This is a genomic window from Candidatus Zixiibacteriota bacterium (genome assembly GCA_040756055.1).
Lineage (GTDB): Bacteria > Zixibacteria > MSB-5A5 > GN15 > FEB-12.
Window position 1 is genome coordinate 371,224 of record JBFLZR010000003.1, and the last position, 19,091, is coordinate 390,314.

Sequence of the window (19,091 nt, forward strand, 5' to 3'; positions counted from 1 at the left end):
CAGCACTTTGGAGAGTTCTTCTTTCGCAATGTCGGTAACTTCGAGCATGAATATCAATAGCCTTTCTCTGCTTTATATATCGGATATAAATTTAATAAAAACGATTCAAAAAGCTTATCTTTTTTCTCACTTTTTTGCTTGCTTGGGTGGCAGGTCGGTCGATGGCAAAAAAACCTTGCCAGCAGGGTTAAAAATGTTGATTCTTACCCAGAGGTTTCGCCGTTTGGCACGGCCTGCCCTGTTATCATCAATCAGAGAAACCAACATGTGGAGTCTGTTATGCCGCTGACCATCTGTATCTATGAAGACAGCAAGTACAGAAATTTCACTCCCCTCACGCATTTCCGACCGGTTTATACTCTCAGAGCCGGCGTAGTACCGTTGTTCGAACGCGCGAAGCGCCATTTCGGTGATGCGGCGCTCTGCCTGTCGTGCCGAGGCCAACTGGCCACAGTTCTCGCGTCGTGTTACAAGGCTTATGCGGTGAATATCATAAAGAAGAATGCCACCGATATACTTTTGCTCAATGGTCGCATACGCGATTACGGTGATCTTCCGAAGTTGATCCGGGAGGCCAAGATTTCGACGCATTTTACCAGCGGGGGGGAGACGGTGGCGTTGCTGTGGAAGAACGATTCCATTCGAAATCTGCCCGAAGTTGCCACCCCATCGGATTACCACCGTTATTTCAAGGAACACGGCGACGAGATACCGGAATTTCACACCACGGCAACATTATATGAGTACCTGTGGCATATCATGGCTGATATTGAAAGGGAAATTACGACGGACTTTGAAAAGGTGAAGAGTTCTTTGGGCGCTCCGATGAACGTTCGGATACACGACGGCGTTTACTGGGTGAACCAGGACAATGTGATTCTGGGCAACGATGTCGAGATAATGCCGGGGTCGGTGATAGATGCCTCTCGCGGGCCGGTGTTCATTGACAACAATTCAAGAGTTGAATCACACGCGGCCATATATGGGCCGACCTATATCGGTCCGAACTGCGTTATTGTGGCCGGCAAGATTTCCGGCTGTTCGATCGGGCATACCTGTCGCGTGGGAGGCGAGATTGAGGCCAGTGTTTTTCAGTCTTACGTCAACAAGTACCACGCCGGGTTTATCGGGCACAGTTATGTTGGTTCGTGGGTGAATTTTGGCGCTATGACGACCAATTCGGACTTGAAGAACAATTATTCCAATATCAGGGTTACGGTAAATGGTGAGTCGGTCGATACCGGTTCCAACAAGGTGGGCTCGTTTATTGGTGATCACACCAAGTTCGGAATAGGTATGCTTTTGACGACCGGTATTAATGTGGGAGTCTGCTGTAACCTTTTTGGCGGAAGTCTGATAAGCGACAAGGAGATACCTTCGTTTAAGTGGGGCGCCACGGGCTCTTACACCGAATACGATTACCGCAAAGCGCTTGAGACCGCGCGGATTACGGCTGCGCGTCGAAACTATACCCTGAGCGATGCCGAGGAGGGGCTCATGATTGCGCTTGCTGAGGACAAGTGTAACGGGGCGGGCACCCTGGATATTTAGTCGAATACTTCGTTGAGTTTCTCCGATTGTGCCGGTTGACAATCGGCGGGCATTTGTATATTTTTCACGCTTTAAGTCTGGAGAATAGATGCCGGAACTACGCAAAGACCCGATTATAGGTCGGTGGGTCATCATATCTACGGAACGGGGGCGGCGACCTTCATCATTCAGTTCAGTATCCAAACGCGGCAGCGCCAAGATGTGTCCCTTCTGCCCGGGTCATGAGGACAACACCCCTCCCGAGATCATAGCATACCGTCAACCGGGTTCATCGGCTAACCAACCGGGATGGACTCTGCGGGTTATTCCGAACAAGTATCCGGCCCTGATAGTTGAGGGCAGTCTCAATCGTGAACCGAAGGGTCTTTATGACAAGATGCATGGAATCGGAGCGCATGAGGTGATTATCGAGACGCCCGATCACGCGATGGATATAGTGGACATGCCGGTCAAGCAGGTGAGAGATATTCTCTGGGTTTACCGTGAGCGAATGATCGACCTCGAGAGGGACCGTCGGCTCAAGTATATCCTTCTGTTCAAGAATCATGGTGAGGCAGCCGGGGCGTCGTTGGAGCATGCGCACAGCCAGCTGATAGCGACGCCGATTATCCCCAAGAGGGTAGCCGAAGAATTGGAAGGGGCCAAGAAGTATTATGATTTCAAGGAGCGGTGTATATACTGTGATATCGTACGTCAGGAGCTGATCGACAATGAGCGAATCGTATCCGATTTTGACGCTTTCCTGGTTATCCAGCCGTTTGCCCCGAGATTTCCTTTCGAGACCTGGCTGATTCCGAAGTCGCACCAGTCGAGTTTTATCGATATGAGTGACTCGGACTATGAGACGTTGGCGCGTTGTTTGAAGGATACCTTGTTGAGATTGAAGATTGCGCTGAACGATCCGCCTTTCAATTATATAATTCACACCCGTCCGGTTTCTAAAGATTATCACGAATTTTATCATTGGCACATCGAGATTATTCCCAAGCTCACCAAGGTTGCCGGATTTGAGTGGGGGTCGGGATTTTATATTAATCCGACCACACCGGAGGAGGCGGCTCAGTTCCTTCGAAAGATTAACACCGAGCAGGGCGCGGGGGCGCGAGCTGACTCCGAGGCGGCCGGCAGGGATGTTTAATCGATGAAAATTTTAGTCGTAGCGTCAGAAGCCGTACCTTTCGCCAAGACCGGGGGGCTCGGTGATGTTGTCGGTGCGCTGCCACGTGCGCTTGCTCGTGTGGGCCATCACGTCAAGGTGTTCATACCGCGTTACAAGACACTGAGCCTGGGCTATTATCAGACACGTTTGCTCGACTGGAACTCGGCTGTTGAGATTGACAGCCGGAAACTGCCGCTGTCGATAGAATGCGTACGTGAGCGGAAGAGTCCGCTCGAACATTATTTCGTGCGCAATGACAGTCTTTTCAGCCGTTCTCAGTTCTATGTCGATGACAGGACCGGCGCTGATTATCCCGACAACGACGATCGCTTCATTTTCTTTACCCGCGCGGTACTAAATACCGTAAAACATCTGGACTGGCGTCCTGACGTGATTCATGTGCATGATTGGCAGGCGGCCCTGATCCCCGCGTATCTTCGCCTGATGCTACAGGATGAACCGTTTTTCACCGGTGTCAAGACAGTTCTCACGATTCACAATCTGGCCTTTCAGGGAACGTTCGAAGCGGACCGCTTCAAGTCGATCGGCTTGCCGGAGTCGCACTTTTATCCGACCGGCCCGTTCGAGTTCTACGGTAAGTCGAATTTTTTGAAAGCCGGAATCATATATGCCGATAAGATTACCACAGTGTCTCGACGTTACGCCGAAGAGATCCAGTCATCCGAGATGGGTTGCGGGCTCGATGGTGTCCTCAGGCAGAGGAGCGATGACCTGATTGGAATTGTCAACGGGGTCGATTACTCCGTCTGGTCGCCATCGCGCGACAAAAAGATTCCCTATACATATTATCCGGCCAATCTATCGGGCAAACGGATGAACAAGGTTGAGCTTCTCAACCGGCTTGGTCTTCCGGTGCGCGACGGTACTCCGCTGATAGGTATAATATCTCGTCTGTCGGATCAGAAGGGTTTCGATCTGATTGCGGAGATCGCGGCTGCTATATTCTCGATGGATGTACAGATGGTGGTGCTGGGCAGCGGCGACGCGAAGTATCACGAGCTTTTTGAAAGTCTCGAGAAGCAATATCCTGACAGGGTTAAGGCATGTTTGAAGTTCGATGACGATCTGGCTCACTGGATAGAGGCCGGCGCCGATATGTTTTTGATGCCTTCAAGGTTCGAACCGTGCGGATTGAATCAGATGTATTCGCTCAAGTACGGTACGGTTCCGATCGTGCGGGAGGTGGGCGGTTTGGCGGATACTGTCCAGAATTACGATGCCTCGACATCCGAGGGGAACGGTTTTGTCTTCAAGGATTATTCTTCGGGACAACTGCTGGCGACGATCAAGAGAGCAACTGAGACCTATCGCCGCAAGAGGGTGTGGACGAAGATCATGAAAGCCGGCATGCAGCTTGACTATTCATGGGACAATGTGGCCGGGAAGTATATTGAATTGTTCACGAAATTGACGTCAAACTGATCTTTGATCTCTTTTGAAAGACTCCTATAAAACAGCTCTTTTTCTGTTCCCGGCGGTTCTGATTTACGCCTGGTTTTGTTACCAGCTCAATTACACGCAGGATGATGCTTATATATCCTACCGCTATGTTGCCAACTTCCTCAACGGCGATGGACTGGTATACAATGTGGGGGAGAGGATTGAGGGTTTCACCAATTTCGGCTGGGTGATGTATCTGCTATTGTGGGGAGCAATCGGGTTGCCCTACATAATAATATCAAAGTTAACCGGGATTGTCTTTGGCGCGGCGACAATTGTATTGACGTACAAACTGGCGCGGCAGCTTTTTACTCCGGAGTCGCCGAATTCCCATTTCTTTGCGATGATTGCCGCGTATCTGGTGGCCGCTAATCAATCGCTGGCCTATTGGTCAGTCTCCGGTCTGGAAACATCGACCTTCGGATTCTTCGCACTCTTATCATTGCATCTGTATCTGCGTCGAAGCTGGTTGCTGATCGGGTCGCTGTTGGCATCGGTAATGCTCCGTCCGGAGGGAGCTCTGGTGGCGGGCATGCTCGTTTTACTGGGGTGGATAGACGGGAGAGAGGCGGCTATTTTTGCTCTCAAGTGCGCGGGGATAGCGGCTATGCTGTTCGTGCCGGTGATCGGGTTCAAGTTGCTCTATTACGGATCAGTTTTGCCGAATCCTTTTTATGCCAAGGTTTCGTTCAGTCAGGAGCGTCTGTATGATGGATTTGAATATGCCGCGCGTTTTTTCAAGCACTATGGATTTTTCGGATTGGGACTGATCGTGCCGGCTGTGTTTTACCGCCGCTTGACAGATGTCGGGAGAGCGGTGCTGCTGTTCAGTCTGTTTTATACAGTGTATGTTGTCTTGATTGGAGGAGATGTACTCAAGGTGCACCGCTTCTTTTTACCTGTGTTTGGCAGTTCCGCGGTTCTGATTGTTTATGTGGTGTCACTGTTGGTCCGCGACAGGTCCGTAACTGTCCAGCGCGCGGTGGCCGGCGCCGCGGCGATCGTGCTGGTCGTGCTGACGGTTTTGTTGCCGAGGGAGTTCGTCCTGACATATAATCGGTTGGAAAAGGCGTTGACGGATAAGATGGCGATCATCGCCGGCGAGTTGAAGAAATCCGATGTTTCCGATTTCTCCGTGGCGCTCAGCACGATCGGCATATTCGGATACGAATTGGTCGGTCACGACATTATAGACATGGTCGGTCTCACCGATTCGACCATAGCGCGTCATCCGGAAACCCCTGTCAGACAGTTCAAATCAACCTGGAAAGAGCAGAATTACAACTGTCGATATGTTCTGAGCCGCAAGCCGGACTATATCATGTTTTCAACCGGTGTAAAGCCTTCGGCGCCCGCGGAAAAAGCTCTGCTTTTGTACCGTCAGTTTCTGGATGGTTATCGGACGATCGGTTGGGCCATTCAGCCGGATCCTGATGACCCGAGGGCGACGATACAGTCTATTTTTAAGCGGGTGAGGGATGTGGAGGGCCCGCTGGCTGCTACATATCCGGTCGACTTTGTCGAATTATACAAGCAGGGGCTGGATGCTTATGCGGCGGGCAATCAGAATGCGGCGATTCAATATTTTCAGTCGGCTATGGAGATATCGCCGCAGCCGGTGTATATATATCTTTATTATCATGAAGCTTTGAGCTACGTGGCCATGCGCAATGCCCCGGTGGCGGAATTTTTGATGGATTCGGTGGTGGCTCGCGATTCACTGATATTTATGGCTCACGCGCAGCTTTACAAATACGCCGCCTTCAGAGGCGACGACGCCAAGGCCAGAATTCACCGTCGCTGGCTGTTAAAACTTGCCCCCTGGTACGTACCACGTCTGGAGGCTCAGGTAGCGGAAATGCTCGAAAACAAGGCCAGGCAAGGTCCCTAAACAATATTGCTGAAATGAGTTGACAAGGTCAAAATTGATTATATATTTTGACTGCAATTCAAAGCGGGAATAGCTCAGTTGGTAGAGCACCACCTTGCCAAGGTGGCTGTCGCGAGTTCGAGCCTCGTTTCCCGCTTTATTTTTGGGCGGCATAGCCAAGTGGTAAGGCAGAGGTCTGCAAAACCTTTATTCCCCGGTTCGAATCCGGGTGCCGCCTCTTTTTTTTTTGCCCTGCATTCTCAATTGGCACCGAATTCAACAAACAGCAAACAGATATAGGAAGTGCGCTACGTTACTCGTGCAAGCCACAACCGACCGCAGAATTGCGTGGCACGCACATTTGCGTCGTGCCTCCGGTCAAAAATGTGCGAAGAAACGGAAATTTAACTTGTCAGGTCGCGCGAGCTGTGCGTATATTAGCCGCCGTAATAAAGAACGAACCCTAACTCATTGGAGGCACGTATCATGGCTATGAAAATAACAGATGAATGCACCGCCTGTGGACTCTGTCTGCCGGAGTGCCCAACCGAATCAATTTCTGAGGGTGATATTTATGTGATAAATCCTGAGACCTGCAACGAGTGTGAAGATCAGGATGATGGTCCTCAGTGCCAGGCTGTCTGCCCGGTAGATTGTATTGAAAAAGCATAATACGTTTTTTGCGATGATAATCGGCCGCCCCTATGGGCGGCTTTTTTTTGCCTTCAGATATAAAAAAAGAGGGCGCTACTCTGGTTGGGTAGAGGGGGCTAGGAAACTACCCAGGGACAGCAGAGAGTCACCCTCGAAGATTGTGTGCCCAATAATGTAATTATCGGATTAAAGGCATTTTTGTCAAGTTTTTTTAATAAAATGTTCGGCGCTAAGACGTTAGTACCTTACGATTTTGATCGGAATCGTAAGAATCGTGGGTTTGTCCTCGCCATCTTTATCCAAGAGCAATGTCAAGCTTGTAAGATAAGTGCCCTTGCCTAAATCGCTTGAAGGCTCAACTTCAAGTTCGATAAACTCACCGTTTTCAGCCTCTTTTTTGAGAATTTTCACCGAGAAGATACCATCGAATTGGTCATAGTCGCCAAGCTTAATCTCATCGAATTTCCTGTTGGCGATTTTCACCTTCTGACCTCTTTTCCCGGGCAGGAAAAACAGCGAAATGGGATCCGGTTGCAGATTGTGAAACCACTGTCCGGCGATAGCGCTGTACGAGTACTCTATCTTTGGATGCTTAGGATCATCGGTGAAGACCGTAAAGGACTTGTTGGTCGGACCGTAGTAATCCCTGGTGTTAAAGGTGAGCATGAAAGTAGCTGTGTCGCCGGGAAGCAGGGTAGAATCCGACGTAGCCACGGTGGAGCAGTCGCATGATACTTCGACTTTGGTGATGGTTATCGGATAATCGAGCACGTTGACCAGAATAAAATCGTGGAAAACGTTGAAGTCTATTCCGACGTGTCCGAAATCGAAGACGTGGGCGTCATGGTTGAGTCTCTCTTGAGCTTGAGAAGAAAGTGCGAACACCGTCAGCATGACAGCTACCGGCGCGATTAGTGACCTTAGCATTTGTACTATTTCACCTCCACTTTCGGCAGATAACCGTGCTGCCTCATCCAATTATCGTTATAACATTTGCTCAGGTATCTGATGCCGGCATCGGCAAAGACCCCGACTATCAGGGAGTCGGGTCCAAGATCCCTCGCGATTTTCTCCATCGCCCAGGCGACAGCTCCCGATGAGCCTCCGCCCGATATACCCTCGCGTCTGGCAATCAGTCGGGCCCGCTGAAACGAATCTTTATCGTCGACGGTGATGACATCATCCACCAGTTGCGGGTACAGTGCCTTGGTGACGACATCGGAGCCGATACCTTCGACTTTATAAGCGTAACCCTTGATTTCGCGGTGGTGTTTGATATAGTCGGCGAAGATCGACCCGGCGGGGTCGACGGCGATGCATTTTATGGCGGGGTTTTTCTCTTTCAGGTATTTCGCGACTCCCGAGAAATTTCCGCCGGTGCCGATGCCGCACACGAAGTGGCTTATTTTGCCATCGGTATCATCGTAAATTTCGGGCCCGGTGGTGTAGTAATGCGCCATCACGTTATCCTGACTGTTGTACTGATCCATATCGAAATAGCCGCGCTCCTTGGCAAGACGTCGGGCGACCATGTAAAAACCGCGCGGGTCATCGTGATCGTCGACTTCAGGCGTGACAATTAATTCGGCGCCGTATGATTTAATGAGGTCGATTTTTTCCTGGCTGGTTTTTTCGGGAGTGGTAACGATTGCTTTCAGTCCGAGAACCGAGGCTACCATCGCGAGGGCCGACCCGGTGTTGCCGGAAGTATTATCGATGACGGTATCGCCGGGTCTGAGCCGACCTTCATCCATAGCCTTTTTCAATATGTAATAGCAGATCCTGTCCTTGAGCGAGCCGGTCGGGTTAAGGAATTCCAGTTTGACGTACGCCTGAGGACCGTATTCCGGGATGCCGGTTCTCAGCCTCAACAGAGGCGTATGGCCGATCAATTCGAGGATTGATTCGTAAGCTTTCATTTGGTCTCCTGTAATGGTTACGAATTTTATACAATTTAAAGAAGATTTTCAACCATAAATTTCCGCGATTGACGGGGTATTTTAAAGTTGACAAGCATTGCGGGCCGAGCGATATATCAACCAAACGCAGTTGAAGGGGTGTTGTTTACGTCGCTCTGGGCTAAATATCATAACGCAGGAGGTCGGGATGGGTAATTATAAATTGGCATTAGTTATCATACTTTCGCTGAGTATGGGGTTCGGCTGTTCGAAAAAGAAGGAAGAGGCGGCAGAGTTGGAAAAGGAGATGCTCGGAAAGCCGGACACCGCGACAGCCGTCATGACGCAACCGGCAACCGACACGACACCTGATGTGGCGGCGGTGCCGCAAGAGCCCGAACCGTCGTTTATGGGCGCTCCAGCAGGCAGTGGTTATACAGTTCAGGTGGCAGGATGTGAAGATCGGGCTTATGCGGAATATCTTGTCGAAAAGTACACTGCCCGTGGTTACGAGCCCTTTGTCACGACCACGACCGTCGAAGGTCAGATATATTATCGGGTCAGGATAGGCGCTTTTGCGACGCTCTCCGAAGCCAGGGCGCTTAAGATTCAACTTGAGGATAGATATTCGGTCGATGCCTGGATTGATTACATCCAGTAGCTGTTTTTGAGTCGTTCCGGACAGACAATTCAGAGCCGGGTCGTGATAGCAGACGAACGCTTTCACACCCGGCTTATTTGTTATCAAGCGTATAGGAGAAAAAATGAAAAGTCATACGGAATACCTTGTGTTCAATACCACTAAGCGGCGGGAGTACATTAATATAACGGACAGGGTAGAAAACGCGTTAAGAGAGAGCGGCATTCGCGAGGGGCTGGTACTGGTTTCGGCCATGCACATAACGGCGGGAATCTATATTAATGATGCAGAATCGGGTTTAATAGCCGACATCGACGAATGGGCCGATAAACTCGCTCCCGAGGGACCGGACTACCGCCATCACCGGACGGGCGAGGATAACGGTGACGCCCATTTAAAGAATCTCCTGATCGGTTCGCAGGTGGTGCTTCCGGTGACAGAGGGCAGGCTTGATTTCGGGCCGTGGCAGCAGGTTTACTATGCGGAATTCGACGGACGCCGCCGTAAAAGAGTCATCGTCAAAATAATCGGCGAGTAAAAGCCAGGAACGTCATCCTGATTGGCAACAAAAAGGCCGGGGCGCAAAGTCCCCGGCCTCAAGCGCCGTAAAATCAAAAGCTCTAGTCAGTCTTCTTTTCCGGTTCCATGACTTTCAGGTAGCGATCGAAAAACTCCACATGTTTGGTGTATTCCGCGATCGTGCTGCTTCGCTTTTTCGTACCATGGCCTTCGCTTGAGAATATCAGCGAATCGACCTCGCCGCCGCGTTTCTGGATAGCTTCGATTATCTGCCGGGCCTCGCCGATGGGGACACGTGGATCATTTTCTCCGTGTATGACCAGAAGAGGTGTTTCTATCAGATGAGCCTTATTCAGCGGCGATATGGACTCAAGGAATTCCGGATCGGACAATGGGCCGTACTCGGTCTCGCGGTACATGCGTCGGTAGGCCGCGGTGTTTTGCAGGAAGGTTCGGAAGTTGGATATTCCCACGATATCGATTGCCGCCGCGAACAGTCGGGGATACTCCGTTATCATTCCCAACACCACGTATCCGCCGTAGGATCCGCCGCGTATGCCGAGCATTTCTGGTTTCGTATAACCGTTTTCAATTAGCCAATCCGCGCCGGCTTTATAGTCCTTGAGTGAGTTCTTGCGGTTTTTATAATTGTCGAGATTCATGTAATGAATGCCATAGCCGGAAGAGCCGCGCGGGTTGGGCGCCAGGACGCCATAGCCGTTGAGCATCAGGTATTGGATGTTTCGCGCGAAGCTCGGCTGGAACTGGCCCTCGGGGCCGCCGTGAGCGTCGATGACAAACGGCACCGGCTCACCTTCTTTGTAATCGGGGGGCAGGTATAGAAAGGCCGGAATTTCGAGGTCGTCGAAGCTCTTATAATGGACAAGCTTGGGTTCGCGGAAGAGCTTGCGATCAATGCCGGCGTATGTGGAGAATGTGAGCTGTTTCAAGTCCTTTGTATATGGGTTCCATCGCCAGACATCCGGGGCCCGGGTAGGGCCGTTGAAGCCAAGGATGATGTCGCCGTGTTGGTCGATGAAGGCGGAACTGACAATGCCGTCCAGAGGCGGGCCCGGAAGTTCCTTACCGGATGCCATTTCGCGAATTCTGATACGCTGATAGCCGTCCTCATTGAGCAGCGCTATCATAATCTTGAAATCGCGTGAGACTCCGAGGCCGCCGACCTCCCATCTCGGATCAAGCCATCCATCGGCGACGTACTCTACCTGCGCGTTCCCCACCGTTATTTTCGCCAGACGGGGGATGCCATCATCATTGTCGTTACAGGTCAACCAGATGGTCTCGTTATCCGGCATGAGGATAGGGGAGCCGTAATTCACCGAGCCATCATCCTCGTTGAGTTTCTTGTATTCGAGAGTGGTCAGGTTGAGCAGGAACAGGTCGTTGGTGACGTTGGAGGTACCGTTGTCGATAATGAGCCAGTTACCATCGGCCGAGATATCGGCCACGGAACTCCATCCCGTAACAGTGGTGGTATCGCCGAAGACCTTGCGGTGTTCGCCGGTGGCGATATCCATCTGGTAAATAAAGAAGTCCTTTTTGTTTTCCTCATTCGAGAAATAGAAGATGGATTTGTCATCGGTAGCCCATACGACAGCGCCGAAGCGGATGTCGTCGTACTGCGTCAGTTGAACGCTTCGGCCGGTCTCCGTGTCGATCAAATAGAGCTGTGATTGTTCCGAGCCGCCAACCGAGGCTCCCACGATACCCATTTGGGCATTATTCGACAGGCTGAAAAAGTCTATTCCGTCTTCGAAAGTTGTCAACTGATAAGGCCAGCCTTCTTCGGTGAGCCGGAAGACTTGTGGCGCGCCGGTCATATGTGTTTCAAAAAACACCTTCCGGCCGTCCCAGCTGCACCCCAGGGGTGAGTTATAGCCGATCTGGAGGAAAGTGCCTATGTCGGGTATGTATTTTCCCTTGTCGAGCAGGGATTCGACTTTAGCAGTTGGTTCGTCGGCGCCGTTTTGCGATGAGCAGCCGGTCAGGATCACGGCGACTACAGTCATGCTCACGATAATGAAGCTTAGCAATGCCTTCATGGAATTCTCCCGTATAATTGCGCTGTTGTTGATTTCATAACGTTACGACGAACATAAGCCGAAAATGTCCGACGGGCAACCACTAAAAGGCAGAAATCGCGAGGGGGTTATACAGCGCACCGGCCGGATGAGATAAAATCTCATCCGGCCGTGGCTTTAAGAGATGGAATATCTGTTTTGCTTAGTCTTTGATCGAAGTATATTTGAAGCAGGTTGATTCTTCCTGCTCAAATACCACCCGCTTATAGAATTCGCACGTGTAGCATCTTCGGGAGCAGACTGAGGAGCCACTGGCGGAGGAGCAGAGTCCGTGAGGAACCATCCAGCAGGCTCTCCCGGCACCTATTCCGCCGTTGAGGCCGTCGTATTTCAGGTAGGACGGGACGGGGCATTCCCCCAGTATCGGGGCCATCAGGCCACCGTTTTCTCTGCCGCAGTTTTTGTACTCCCAGCAGTTGAGTTTCTTGGTCATTTGCCAAACCTATTGCGATTCGACAATTCTCTGGACGGTGCTGTACCTTTGATCCGCTTTGAATTGTTTCATCTGCTCGTCAGTAGCGACCTCGACGAATTTTTCATAGCTTTTCTTGACGTTCTTTTCATCGGCTATGGCGAGGTAGGACAGGACCAGATACTGGTGAACCAGCGGGTTTTCGGACTCAACCGAGCGCGCGTCCTTAAAGTGCTTGATCGCCTTCTTGTACTGTTGCTGTTTGAACCTTGCCTCTCCCAACCCGTAATATCCCTGGAAATTTCTGTTGTCGAGACTCACGACTTTGTCATAGTCGGCTAGGGAGGCAAGGATGTCGCCCCGGGACAGGTAGAGATCGGCTCGTCCCAGATAGGCGGCGGTGGAGTTGGCATCTAATTCTATTGCCGCGTTAAAACAGTTCATGGCTGAGCTGAGGTCTTTCTTCATGCGATATATTTCGCCCGCCCTCAGATAGTCGTCGTAGGACTCGCGGTACATTTTCAGACCGGCGTGCGCCTGTGCCCTGCGGTAGTAGGCGTCGGCGTTGCTCGGAGAAAACTTTATGGCTTCGGTGAAATCGTTTACCGCGGTGGCGTAGTCGCCGTTTTTAAGAGCTGATTCGGCCGCGTGGAAATAATCATCCTTTTTATAGCGTTGCGCCTTTTCGGCCTGTTTCATCGGCGTAAGTGTTACGGACAGTTTATAATCCTCTCCTGAGGCGAGGGAGAAAGAGCCTTCCACGGCATTATAGCCGTCGCTTTCTACACGATAACGGTGAGTGCCGGGTTTGATTTTACTGTAAGTTAGATTCCCGGCGCCGAGCACCGATCCATCCAATTCAAACCGGGCTCCATCGACGTTTGCTTGCAGCGTGACTTTGCCTGGCGCGGAGGAAGATGTTTTAGTGGATGTTGTTGTCGATTTGGTGGACGCGGGCTTGGCAGGAACTACCGGTTCGGTTTTGGCTGCCAGAGGGGCGGAAGGTTCCGGCTTGGTAACCGCGGGCGCCGGGTCCTGCAGCTGCGGTTGAACAGGCTGTTTTGATGGCGCCGGTCTTTCGGCCCGGGCAACCGGAGTATCATCCCGCTGCGGGCTGCCCGGCCGCAGGAGCACCATGCGGACTTCGTCCTCGGTTACGGTCACCTGTTCCGTCTGGACCAACTGGTCTTCGAGTAAGTAGTCAACCTGATAGGTTCCGACTGGCAATAATCCGGCGGCGAAAAAGCCGCTGGCATCCGATTTGAGAGTGGCGTTTCTCTCGGGCAATCTGATCGTGGCTCCCATAAGGTATGGTTGATTGTATTCATCGAGAACCACGCCCACAAGATGTCCTTCGCCGGAGCCTGACCCGGAGGTGAAGATGGCCACCATCAAGCCCATGAGGATGATGAATAGGGTGCCGACGGCTGCGACCATGTGGGTTGGTTTGATTTTTTTTGGCTTCAGCAAATACTCGCGATCGTTCACTTTTAACGTGTCGTTAGTCATCAGGCTGTGGCTGCCAAGCACGTGGACATAGTTTTTGTAATAATATGCGATACCGATTCCTTTTCGCGGGCGACCGTCTTTTTTTGTCGAGGGTTGCTCGGGATCGAGTACGGCTTCCGACGTGCCGGGGGAGGCACTTTCTTTTGTGGCTTCGGCTACGCGTTTGCGCAGTTGCTGGACATCTTTGTCCTTCAAGAAAGATTTGGAGCCGTACAGGTTCTGCTCGATCTTCTTGATTTCTTCGGCCGACAGCTTTTTGACAGAGCCCACGGAGTCATCGCTCTGGGCTGTTGGTGTTATTGCCTGAACCGGCGTGTCGCAGGCTGGATAGTTCGGGTCCGCCGCAGGCGGAGGCGGAGGTGCGCTTTCGCCGATCGGAGTGTCGAATCGGGCGGCGTCAAAAGGACGTTGCGAACCGAAGGCGTCTTTCTGCGCCTCCTGTTCCATAAGGTCCGTAGTTGATTCAATGCCCAAATCGTCTCTAAGCGGCGTGTTATCAGAGCCCCCTACAAGCTGCCGATTCTCGTCCGCGGTTTCCGTTACGAGAAAATCCACGCTGGCATTTTCCGATGACTCGCATTCGGTCATATCGGTGTCTGTGGCAATGGGATACCCGCAGTGAATGCAAGTTCTGGTATCGCTGGACGGTTGTTCGGCGCGGCAGTTGGAACAAACTGTCAAGGAAAATTCTCCCGTCAAAAGTTTAGCCTCATTTAGAATAAATTATCGGCGTAAGAGCATATTTCTTTAGATGATAGGCAGGGCGCGACCGTCTGTTTACTTGAGATAAATTCTATTGAAATAAGCACTTGACAATGGCGTCGGTGAAAGGTTATAATCAAGCTTCGAAAAATCTTGGCTTTAAATTATACCGGTGGCTCCGGAGGAGGAAGGAATAGATGTTCAAGCACGTTAAGCTACTGTTTTTCTTGGTCTTACTCTCATTTTCCCTGTTACTGTACTGGGGATGTGACCAGCCGGAGGATGTATTAACCCCGCTGACGGAAACCAATTTGTGGCTCCAGCCGGAAAAATTGCCTGACAACCCGGAGGGGATGGTGTACGAGTTGTGGGTTGCCGATGCCACGGATACGGTGTCGATCGAAAGGTTCGGTTACGACTTCGCCCGTCGCAAGTTCCTCAATGTTGATGGTACCGACAGGGTTGATTCAAACCAATTCCATCTGAACTACGACATTCTGACTTTTACCAATATCCTGCTTTCCGTGGAACTGAATCCGGATGACAACTCCAACTCTCCGGGTGCTATTATGCTGGTCGACTTCACGGCGTCGCAGACCATAAAGATGAAGTTTCCCAAGATGGATTCGCTTTGGTCATCGACGATCTGGTACAGCATGGAATCGGCGTCGGACGGGATGGATTCGTTGACCGATGGTTATTCGATATGGTTCTGCGGCTACACGGAAGCCAGCAGGGATTTCAATGACACCCTTTCCATAGTGGAATGGGCGGAGATTCCGGAGACTCTGGATGTCGAAGAAGTCCCTGATACGGGAGTGGTGGTGTTTATCGGGATTGACACGGTCACGATCGAGCGGCGCGACACCGTTCGCGTATACGGTCTGGATTCGTTCCCGCAGAGCATAATTCGATTTGACAGTTTGCTGGATACCTTATTCGAGGCACCTTTTGTCAATGAACGGCTTGCGATCGAGTTCGAGGTGGTGCCGGGTACGATAGTGTACGACAATTTCCTGATGAACAACGAGGATTTCGGTTTCCCGGATCTGAGCGAGTACGGATGGAAATATAAAGGCTGGGTCGTTTCGCCGCAGATCGATTCGACCGCTGTGAACACGAGGATGACTTTGCCTTCCTGGGTGATTATCGGCACGGCGCTTGACGAAACCGAAGGCGCCATGTTGACGACGGGTACTTTCACCAATCCGTGCTATCCCGATGACGCCAACCCGTACGTGGTCAGCACAAGGGTGCCGAGAGTTCCTGGTGAGGATTTCCTTACAAATCTCCCGGAGGGGATTCCGGCCGTGAATCTGGTGCCAAGCCGTAGCGGCAATCCGGGCAGGGTGTTCATTTCGCTGGAGCCCTGCAACTGGAACAGCGATACCACCAACTTCCCACTGGTAGCGTTTATCGGGGAACTTCCCGAGGATCGTGCAGCCGTCACCAGCGGCGTCGCTTTACAACAGTTCTATCTCAGGGGCTGGATGCAAGACGAGAGCGATCCGTTCTACGGGTTCCCCTGGATCCGGGTCAATATAGAGAGAAAATAGAATACTGCTCTCAGAAGTTTGTGGGCCGGCGCTCGAAAGAGACGCCGGCCTTTTTTGTGCATGGCCACTCGCTTCATAATTTTAACTTGCCAATCGGCGACTTAGAGCATATATTCGGACCAATTTTTATAGCCTGAAGTCGTAAGTTATTAACAAACATAGTCTTAACGGGAGAATAACGGATGGGAACAGGCTTGATTTCAGCCGTGATTGGTGTTGTAGGTTTGGCCTTCGCACTGATCCTATTCACGTTTATTAAGAATAAGCCTTCGGGGACGGATCTGATGAAAGAGATCTCCGGGGTGATTCATGATGGCGCCATGGTGTTTCTGAAGCGGGAATATTCGATCCTGGTGCTCTTTATCATTGTTGTATTCGCGCTTCTCGCTTGGAAGATAGGTCTTGAGACCGGTTTTGCTTTTCTGGGAGGCGCGGCCTGTTCAATGCTGGCCGGTTTTTTCGGTATGAAAGCCGCCACCCGTGCCAACGTGCGTACGACCGCAGCAGCCAAGGATTTCGGCCAGCCTGCAGCCCTCTCTATCGCTTTCAGTGGCGGCGCTGTCATGGGAATGTCGGTCGCGGCGCTGGGGCTGGTTGGTGTGGGCATTGCCTATCACTTTTTTGGGGATAATCCGGTTCACGCGAGCGCGATAAATGGCTTTGCCATGGGCGCATCGTCGATAGCTCTTTTTGCGCGTGTTGGCGGGGGAATCTTCACGAAGGCCGCCGATGTTGGCGCGGACCTTGTAGGTAAAGTGGAAGCCGGTATTCCGGAGGACGACCCAAGAAATCCGGCCGTGATCGCGGACAACGTCGGCGATAATGTTGGCGATACCGCCGGGATGGGGGCCGATCTTTTTGAGTCATACGTAGGATCTGTCATCGCCACGATAGCTATCGGTGCAACCTCGATTGCGATCCCGGAATCTGCCCGTGCGGCGCATATGCAGCTTCCGCTGATGATTGTGGCTTTCGGAGCCATCGCCTCCATTCTGGGAGTGCTTTCGGTGTGGGTTTTCTCCAAAATGAATCCGGCGGCGACGCTTCGCCTCGTCACCTATGTGGGCGCGGCGGTTATGCTTGCGGCTTCATGGGTCATTATAGACAAGCTGGCACTCGACCAGAAAATTTTCTGGGCGATTCTGGCCGGTAATCTGGCCGGTATAGTCCTGGGGCTGTTGACCGAGTACTACACCGCGGGCAAGCCCATCAGGCGAATAGCGGACGCTTCTCTTACGGGTTCGGCTACAAACATCATTTCCGGCCTGGCGGTGGGGATGCAGTCGGTGCTGCTTCCGGTCATTGTCATCTGTGCCGCTATTTACACCGGGTACTCGTTCGCGGGGCTTTATGGCATAGGGATAGCCGGGGTTGGTATGCTGGCTACGATAGGTGTGACGATGTCGGTCGATGCTTATGGTCCGATAGCTGATAACGCCGGCGGTATTTCCGAGATGTCGGGCCTCGGGCCGGACGTTCGTGCCATAACCGACCGGCTCGATTCGCTTGGCAACACGACGGCCGCTATAGGCAAGGGGTTCGCTATTGGCTCGGCAGCCTTGACAGCTCTGGCGCTGTTTTCGGCATATTCTACAGCCGTCAATCTGCAGACAATCAGTCTGCTTGAGCCGACGGTTGTCATAGGGTTTTTCATTGGCGGAGTGTTGCCGTTTTTCATCGCCGCGCTCACGATGACAGCGGTCGGTCGGGCAGCATCGAAGATGGTCGACGAAGTGCGCCGGCAGTTCCGTGAGATCAAGGGTTTGATGGAAGGAACCGCCAAGCCTGATACGAGCAAGTGTGTGGATATCGCCACCAGGGGCGCTCTTCAACAGATGATTATTCCGGGTTTGACGGCGGTGCTTTCGCCGATTATTATCGGATCGCTTCTTGGGAAAGAAGCCCTTGGCGGAATGCTGGCGGGATCGACGATGTCGGGAGTGATGCTGGCCTTGATGATGGCCAATGCCGGCGGGGCGTGGGATAACGCCAAGAAGTATATCGAAGCCGGAGCCCACGGTGGCAAAGGCTCCGCTGCTCACAAGGCGGCAGTGGTCGGGGATACGGTCGGTGATCCCTTTAAGGACACCTCCGGACCATCGATGAACATTCTGATCAAGCTTATGGCGATTGTATCGCTGGTGGTTGGTCCATATCTGTTCGGGTAATAGGGCGCCGGATTGGACGGGGATATGTCGATTGACATGTCCCCTTTTTTTTGCTTCCCAATTGAATATTGCCGGGTATCTTTGGTATTACGTTCCAAAGAAACGTGGCAATGAAACTTTTATAGACTTTCTTCGTTAAATCTAAACATAAGAGGAGGTTGCTGTGCACCAGACAAATATGGCGGATATGTCGACGCCCAAGCAGAGTGTCAAAGGCTTGTCCTTTAAGGGACTGTGGCAGGTTTTTTATCAGCCTTCGGCTTTCTTCGCGAGCTTGAAGGATAATCCCAGGATACTGGTTCCGTATATTGCGGTGGGAATTGTGTGTCTGCTCGCTTTTGGGCTGATAGCCGATCTCATGGTAGAGATGCAGGTGGAGTCACCTCAGACGGCCGAACGACTTCAGGGTCAGGAGCTCACTCCGCAGATGCTTACTTTTATGAAATGGAGTTCAATTATTTTCCCAACGCTCGCTTTCTTGCTTTATCCACTCCTTGTCGCGGCGCTGGTGCTGGTTTTCGGAAATTTCGTAATGGCGGGGCAGGCCACATTCAAGCCGGTGCTGTCGGTGGCATTGTATGGGACATTCATTTACATGGTGGGCGTGTTGGTGTTGGCGCCTATGATGCTTGCCAAGGGAACGGTGATGGTATCGCTCTCGCTCGGGGTGCTCGCGGCGTCGGAGGGGCCACAGAGCCCGCTATATCAGGCTCTGTCGAAAATTGGAGTTTTTAATATCTGGGAAATAATCGTTGTTGGAATTGGATTGTCAATAGTATATGGAGTAGCGCGCAACAAAGGTTACCTGTTGTCTGTCCTATCAATAGGTTTGTTATCTTTAATTGGCGTGCTATGGGCCTGGCTTGCGCAGGTGGCATTTTAAAGGAGAT

General features: G+C 51.7%; 15 protein-coding genes and 2 tRNA genes. 12 read left to right on the forward strand and 5 right to left on the reverse strand.

Going from position 1 to position 19,091, the window contains the following annotated elements; genetic code table 11:
• Positions 1-279: 279 nt before the first annotated feature.
• From AB1483_08040 to AB1483_08070, 7 genes are all read left to right on the forward strand, one after another.
• A complete protein-coding gene (locus AB1483_08040; GenBank protein MEW6412409.1) occupies positions 280-1,551 on the forward strand; it encodes a putative sugar nucleotidyl transferase in 1,272 nt (423 codons plus the stop codon).
• Positions 1,552-1,639: 88 nt separating this feature from the next.
• On the forward strand, positions 1,640-2,689 hold the full coding sequence (galT, locus tag AB1483_08045) for a galactose-1-phosphate uridylyltransferase (protein MEW6412410.1): 1,050 nt from the start codon (positions 1,640-1,642) through the stop codon (positions 2,687-2,689).
• A gap of 3 nt (positions 2,690-2,692) precedes the next feature.
• The gene (gene glgA / locus AB1483_08050) at positions 2,693-4,153 is read left to right on the forward strand and encodes a glycogen synthase GlgA (GenBank protein ID MEW6412411.1); all 1,461 of its coding nucleotides are present in this window, start codon (positions 2,693-2,695) and stop codon (positions 4,151-4,153) included.
• 13 nt (positions 4,154-4,166) lie between these two features.
• Positions 4,167-6,062 carry a hypothetical protein gene (locus AB1483_08055; GenBank protein ID MEW6412412.1) on the forward strand — a complete coding sequence of 632 codons (1,896 nt, stop codon included), beginning with the start codon at positions 4,167-4,169 and terminating at the stop codon, positions 6,060-6,062.
• A 63-nt stretch (positions 6,063-6,125) separates the two neighbouring features.
• Positions 6,126-6,198, forward strand: a tRNA-Gly gene (locus AB1483_08060).
• Positions 6,199-6,207: 9 nt separating this feature from the next.
• Positions 6,208-6,279 (forward strand) — tRNA-Cys (locus AB1483_08065).
• A 248-nt stretch (positions 6,280-6,527) separates the two neighbouring features.
• Positions 6,528-6,713 carry a 4Fe-4S binding protein gene (locus AB1483_08070; protein ID MEW6412413.1) on the forward strand — a complete coding sequence of 62 codons (186 nt, stop codon included), beginning with the start codon at positions 6,528-6,530 and terminating at the stop codon, positions 6,711-6,713.
• 219 nt (positions 6,714-6,932) lie between these two features.
• On the opposite strand, the gene AB1483_08075 is transcribed toward AB1483_08070, so the two are convergent.
• Complete coding sequence (locus tag AB1483_08075; protein MEW6412414.1) at positions 6,933-7,622, reverse strand: DUF1573 domain-containing protein; 690 nt, start codon at positions 7,620-7,622, stop codon at positions 6,933-6,935.
• A gap of 5 nt (positions 7,623-7,627) precedes the next feature.
• The gene (locus tag AB1483_08080) at positions 7,628-8,614 is read right to left on the reverse strand and encodes a cysteine synthase family protein (GenBank protein ID MEW6412415.1); all 987 of its coding nucleotides are present in this window, start codon (positions 8,612-8,614) and stop codon (positions 7,628-7,630) included.
• A gap of 187 nt (positions 8,615-8,801) precedes the next feature.
• On the opposite strand from AB1483_08080, the gene AB1483_08085 reads away from it, so the two are divergent.
• The gene (locus AB1483_08085; protein ID MEW6412416.1) at positions 8,802-9,254 is read left to right on the forward strand and encodes an SPOR domain-containing protein; all 453 of its coding nucleotides are present in this window, start codon (positions 8,802-8,804) and stop codon (positions 9,252-9,254) included.
• Between the two features lie 103 nt (positions 9,255-9,357).
• Positions 9,358-9,771 carry a secondary thiamine-phosphate synthase enzyme YjbQ gene (locus AB1483_08090; GenBank protein ID MEW6412417.1) on the forward strand — a complete coding sequence of 138 codons (414 nt, stop codon included), beginning with the start codon at positions 9,358-9,360 and terminating at the stop codon, positions 9,769-9,771.
• A gap of 82 nt (positions 9,772-9,853) precedes the next feature.
• Here the strand turns inward: AB1483_08090 and AB1483_08095 are convergent, their stop codons facing one another.
• The 3 genes from AB1483_08095 to AB1483_08105 form a co-directional block, all read right to left on the reverse strand.
• Entirely contained in the window at positions 9,854-11,815 is a 1,962-nt protein-coding gene (locus AB1483_08095) for a S9 family peptidase (protein MEW6412418.1), read from the reverse strand.
• A 181-nt stretch (positions 11,816-11,996) separates the two neighbouring features.
• Entirely contained in the window at positions 11,997-12,287 is a 291-nt protein-coding gene (locus AB1483_08100) for a two-CW domain-containing protein (protein ID MEW6412419.1), read from the reverse strand.
• A gap of 9 nt (positions 12,288-12,296) precedes the next feature.
• Positions 12,297-14,456, reverse strand: a complete 2,160-nt coding sequence (locus AB1483_08105) for a tetratricopeptide repeat protein (protein MEW6412420.1) — start codon at positions 14,454-14,456, stop codon at positions 12,297-12,299.
• A 218-nt stretch (positions 14,457-14,674) separates the two neighbouring features.
• Between AB1483_08105 and AB1483_08110 the strand changes: the two genes are divergently transcribed.
• From AB1483_08110 to AB1483_08120, 3 genes are all read left to right on the forward strand, one after another.
• Complete coding sequence (locus AB1483_08110) at positions 14,675-16,033, forward strand: hypothetical protein (GenBank protein MEW6412421.1); 1,359 nt, start codon at positions 14,675-14,677, stop codon at positions 16,031-16,033.
• Positions 16,034-16,215: 182 nt separating this feature from the next.
• Positions 16,216-18,201 carry a sodium-translocating pyrophosphatase gene (locus AB1483_08115; GenBank protein ID MEW6412422.1) on the forward strand — a complete coding sequence of 662 codons (1,986 nt, stop codon included), beginning with the start codon at positions 16,216-16,218 and terminating at the stop codon, positions 18,199-18,201.
• A gap of 163 nt (positions 18,202-18,364) precedes the next feature.
• A complete protein-coding gene (locus AB1483_08120) occupies positions 18,365-19,084 on the forward strand; it encodes a YIP1 family protein (GenBank protein MEW6412423.1) in 720 nt (239 codons plus the stop codon).
• Positions 19,085-19,091: the final 7 nt, after the last annotated feature.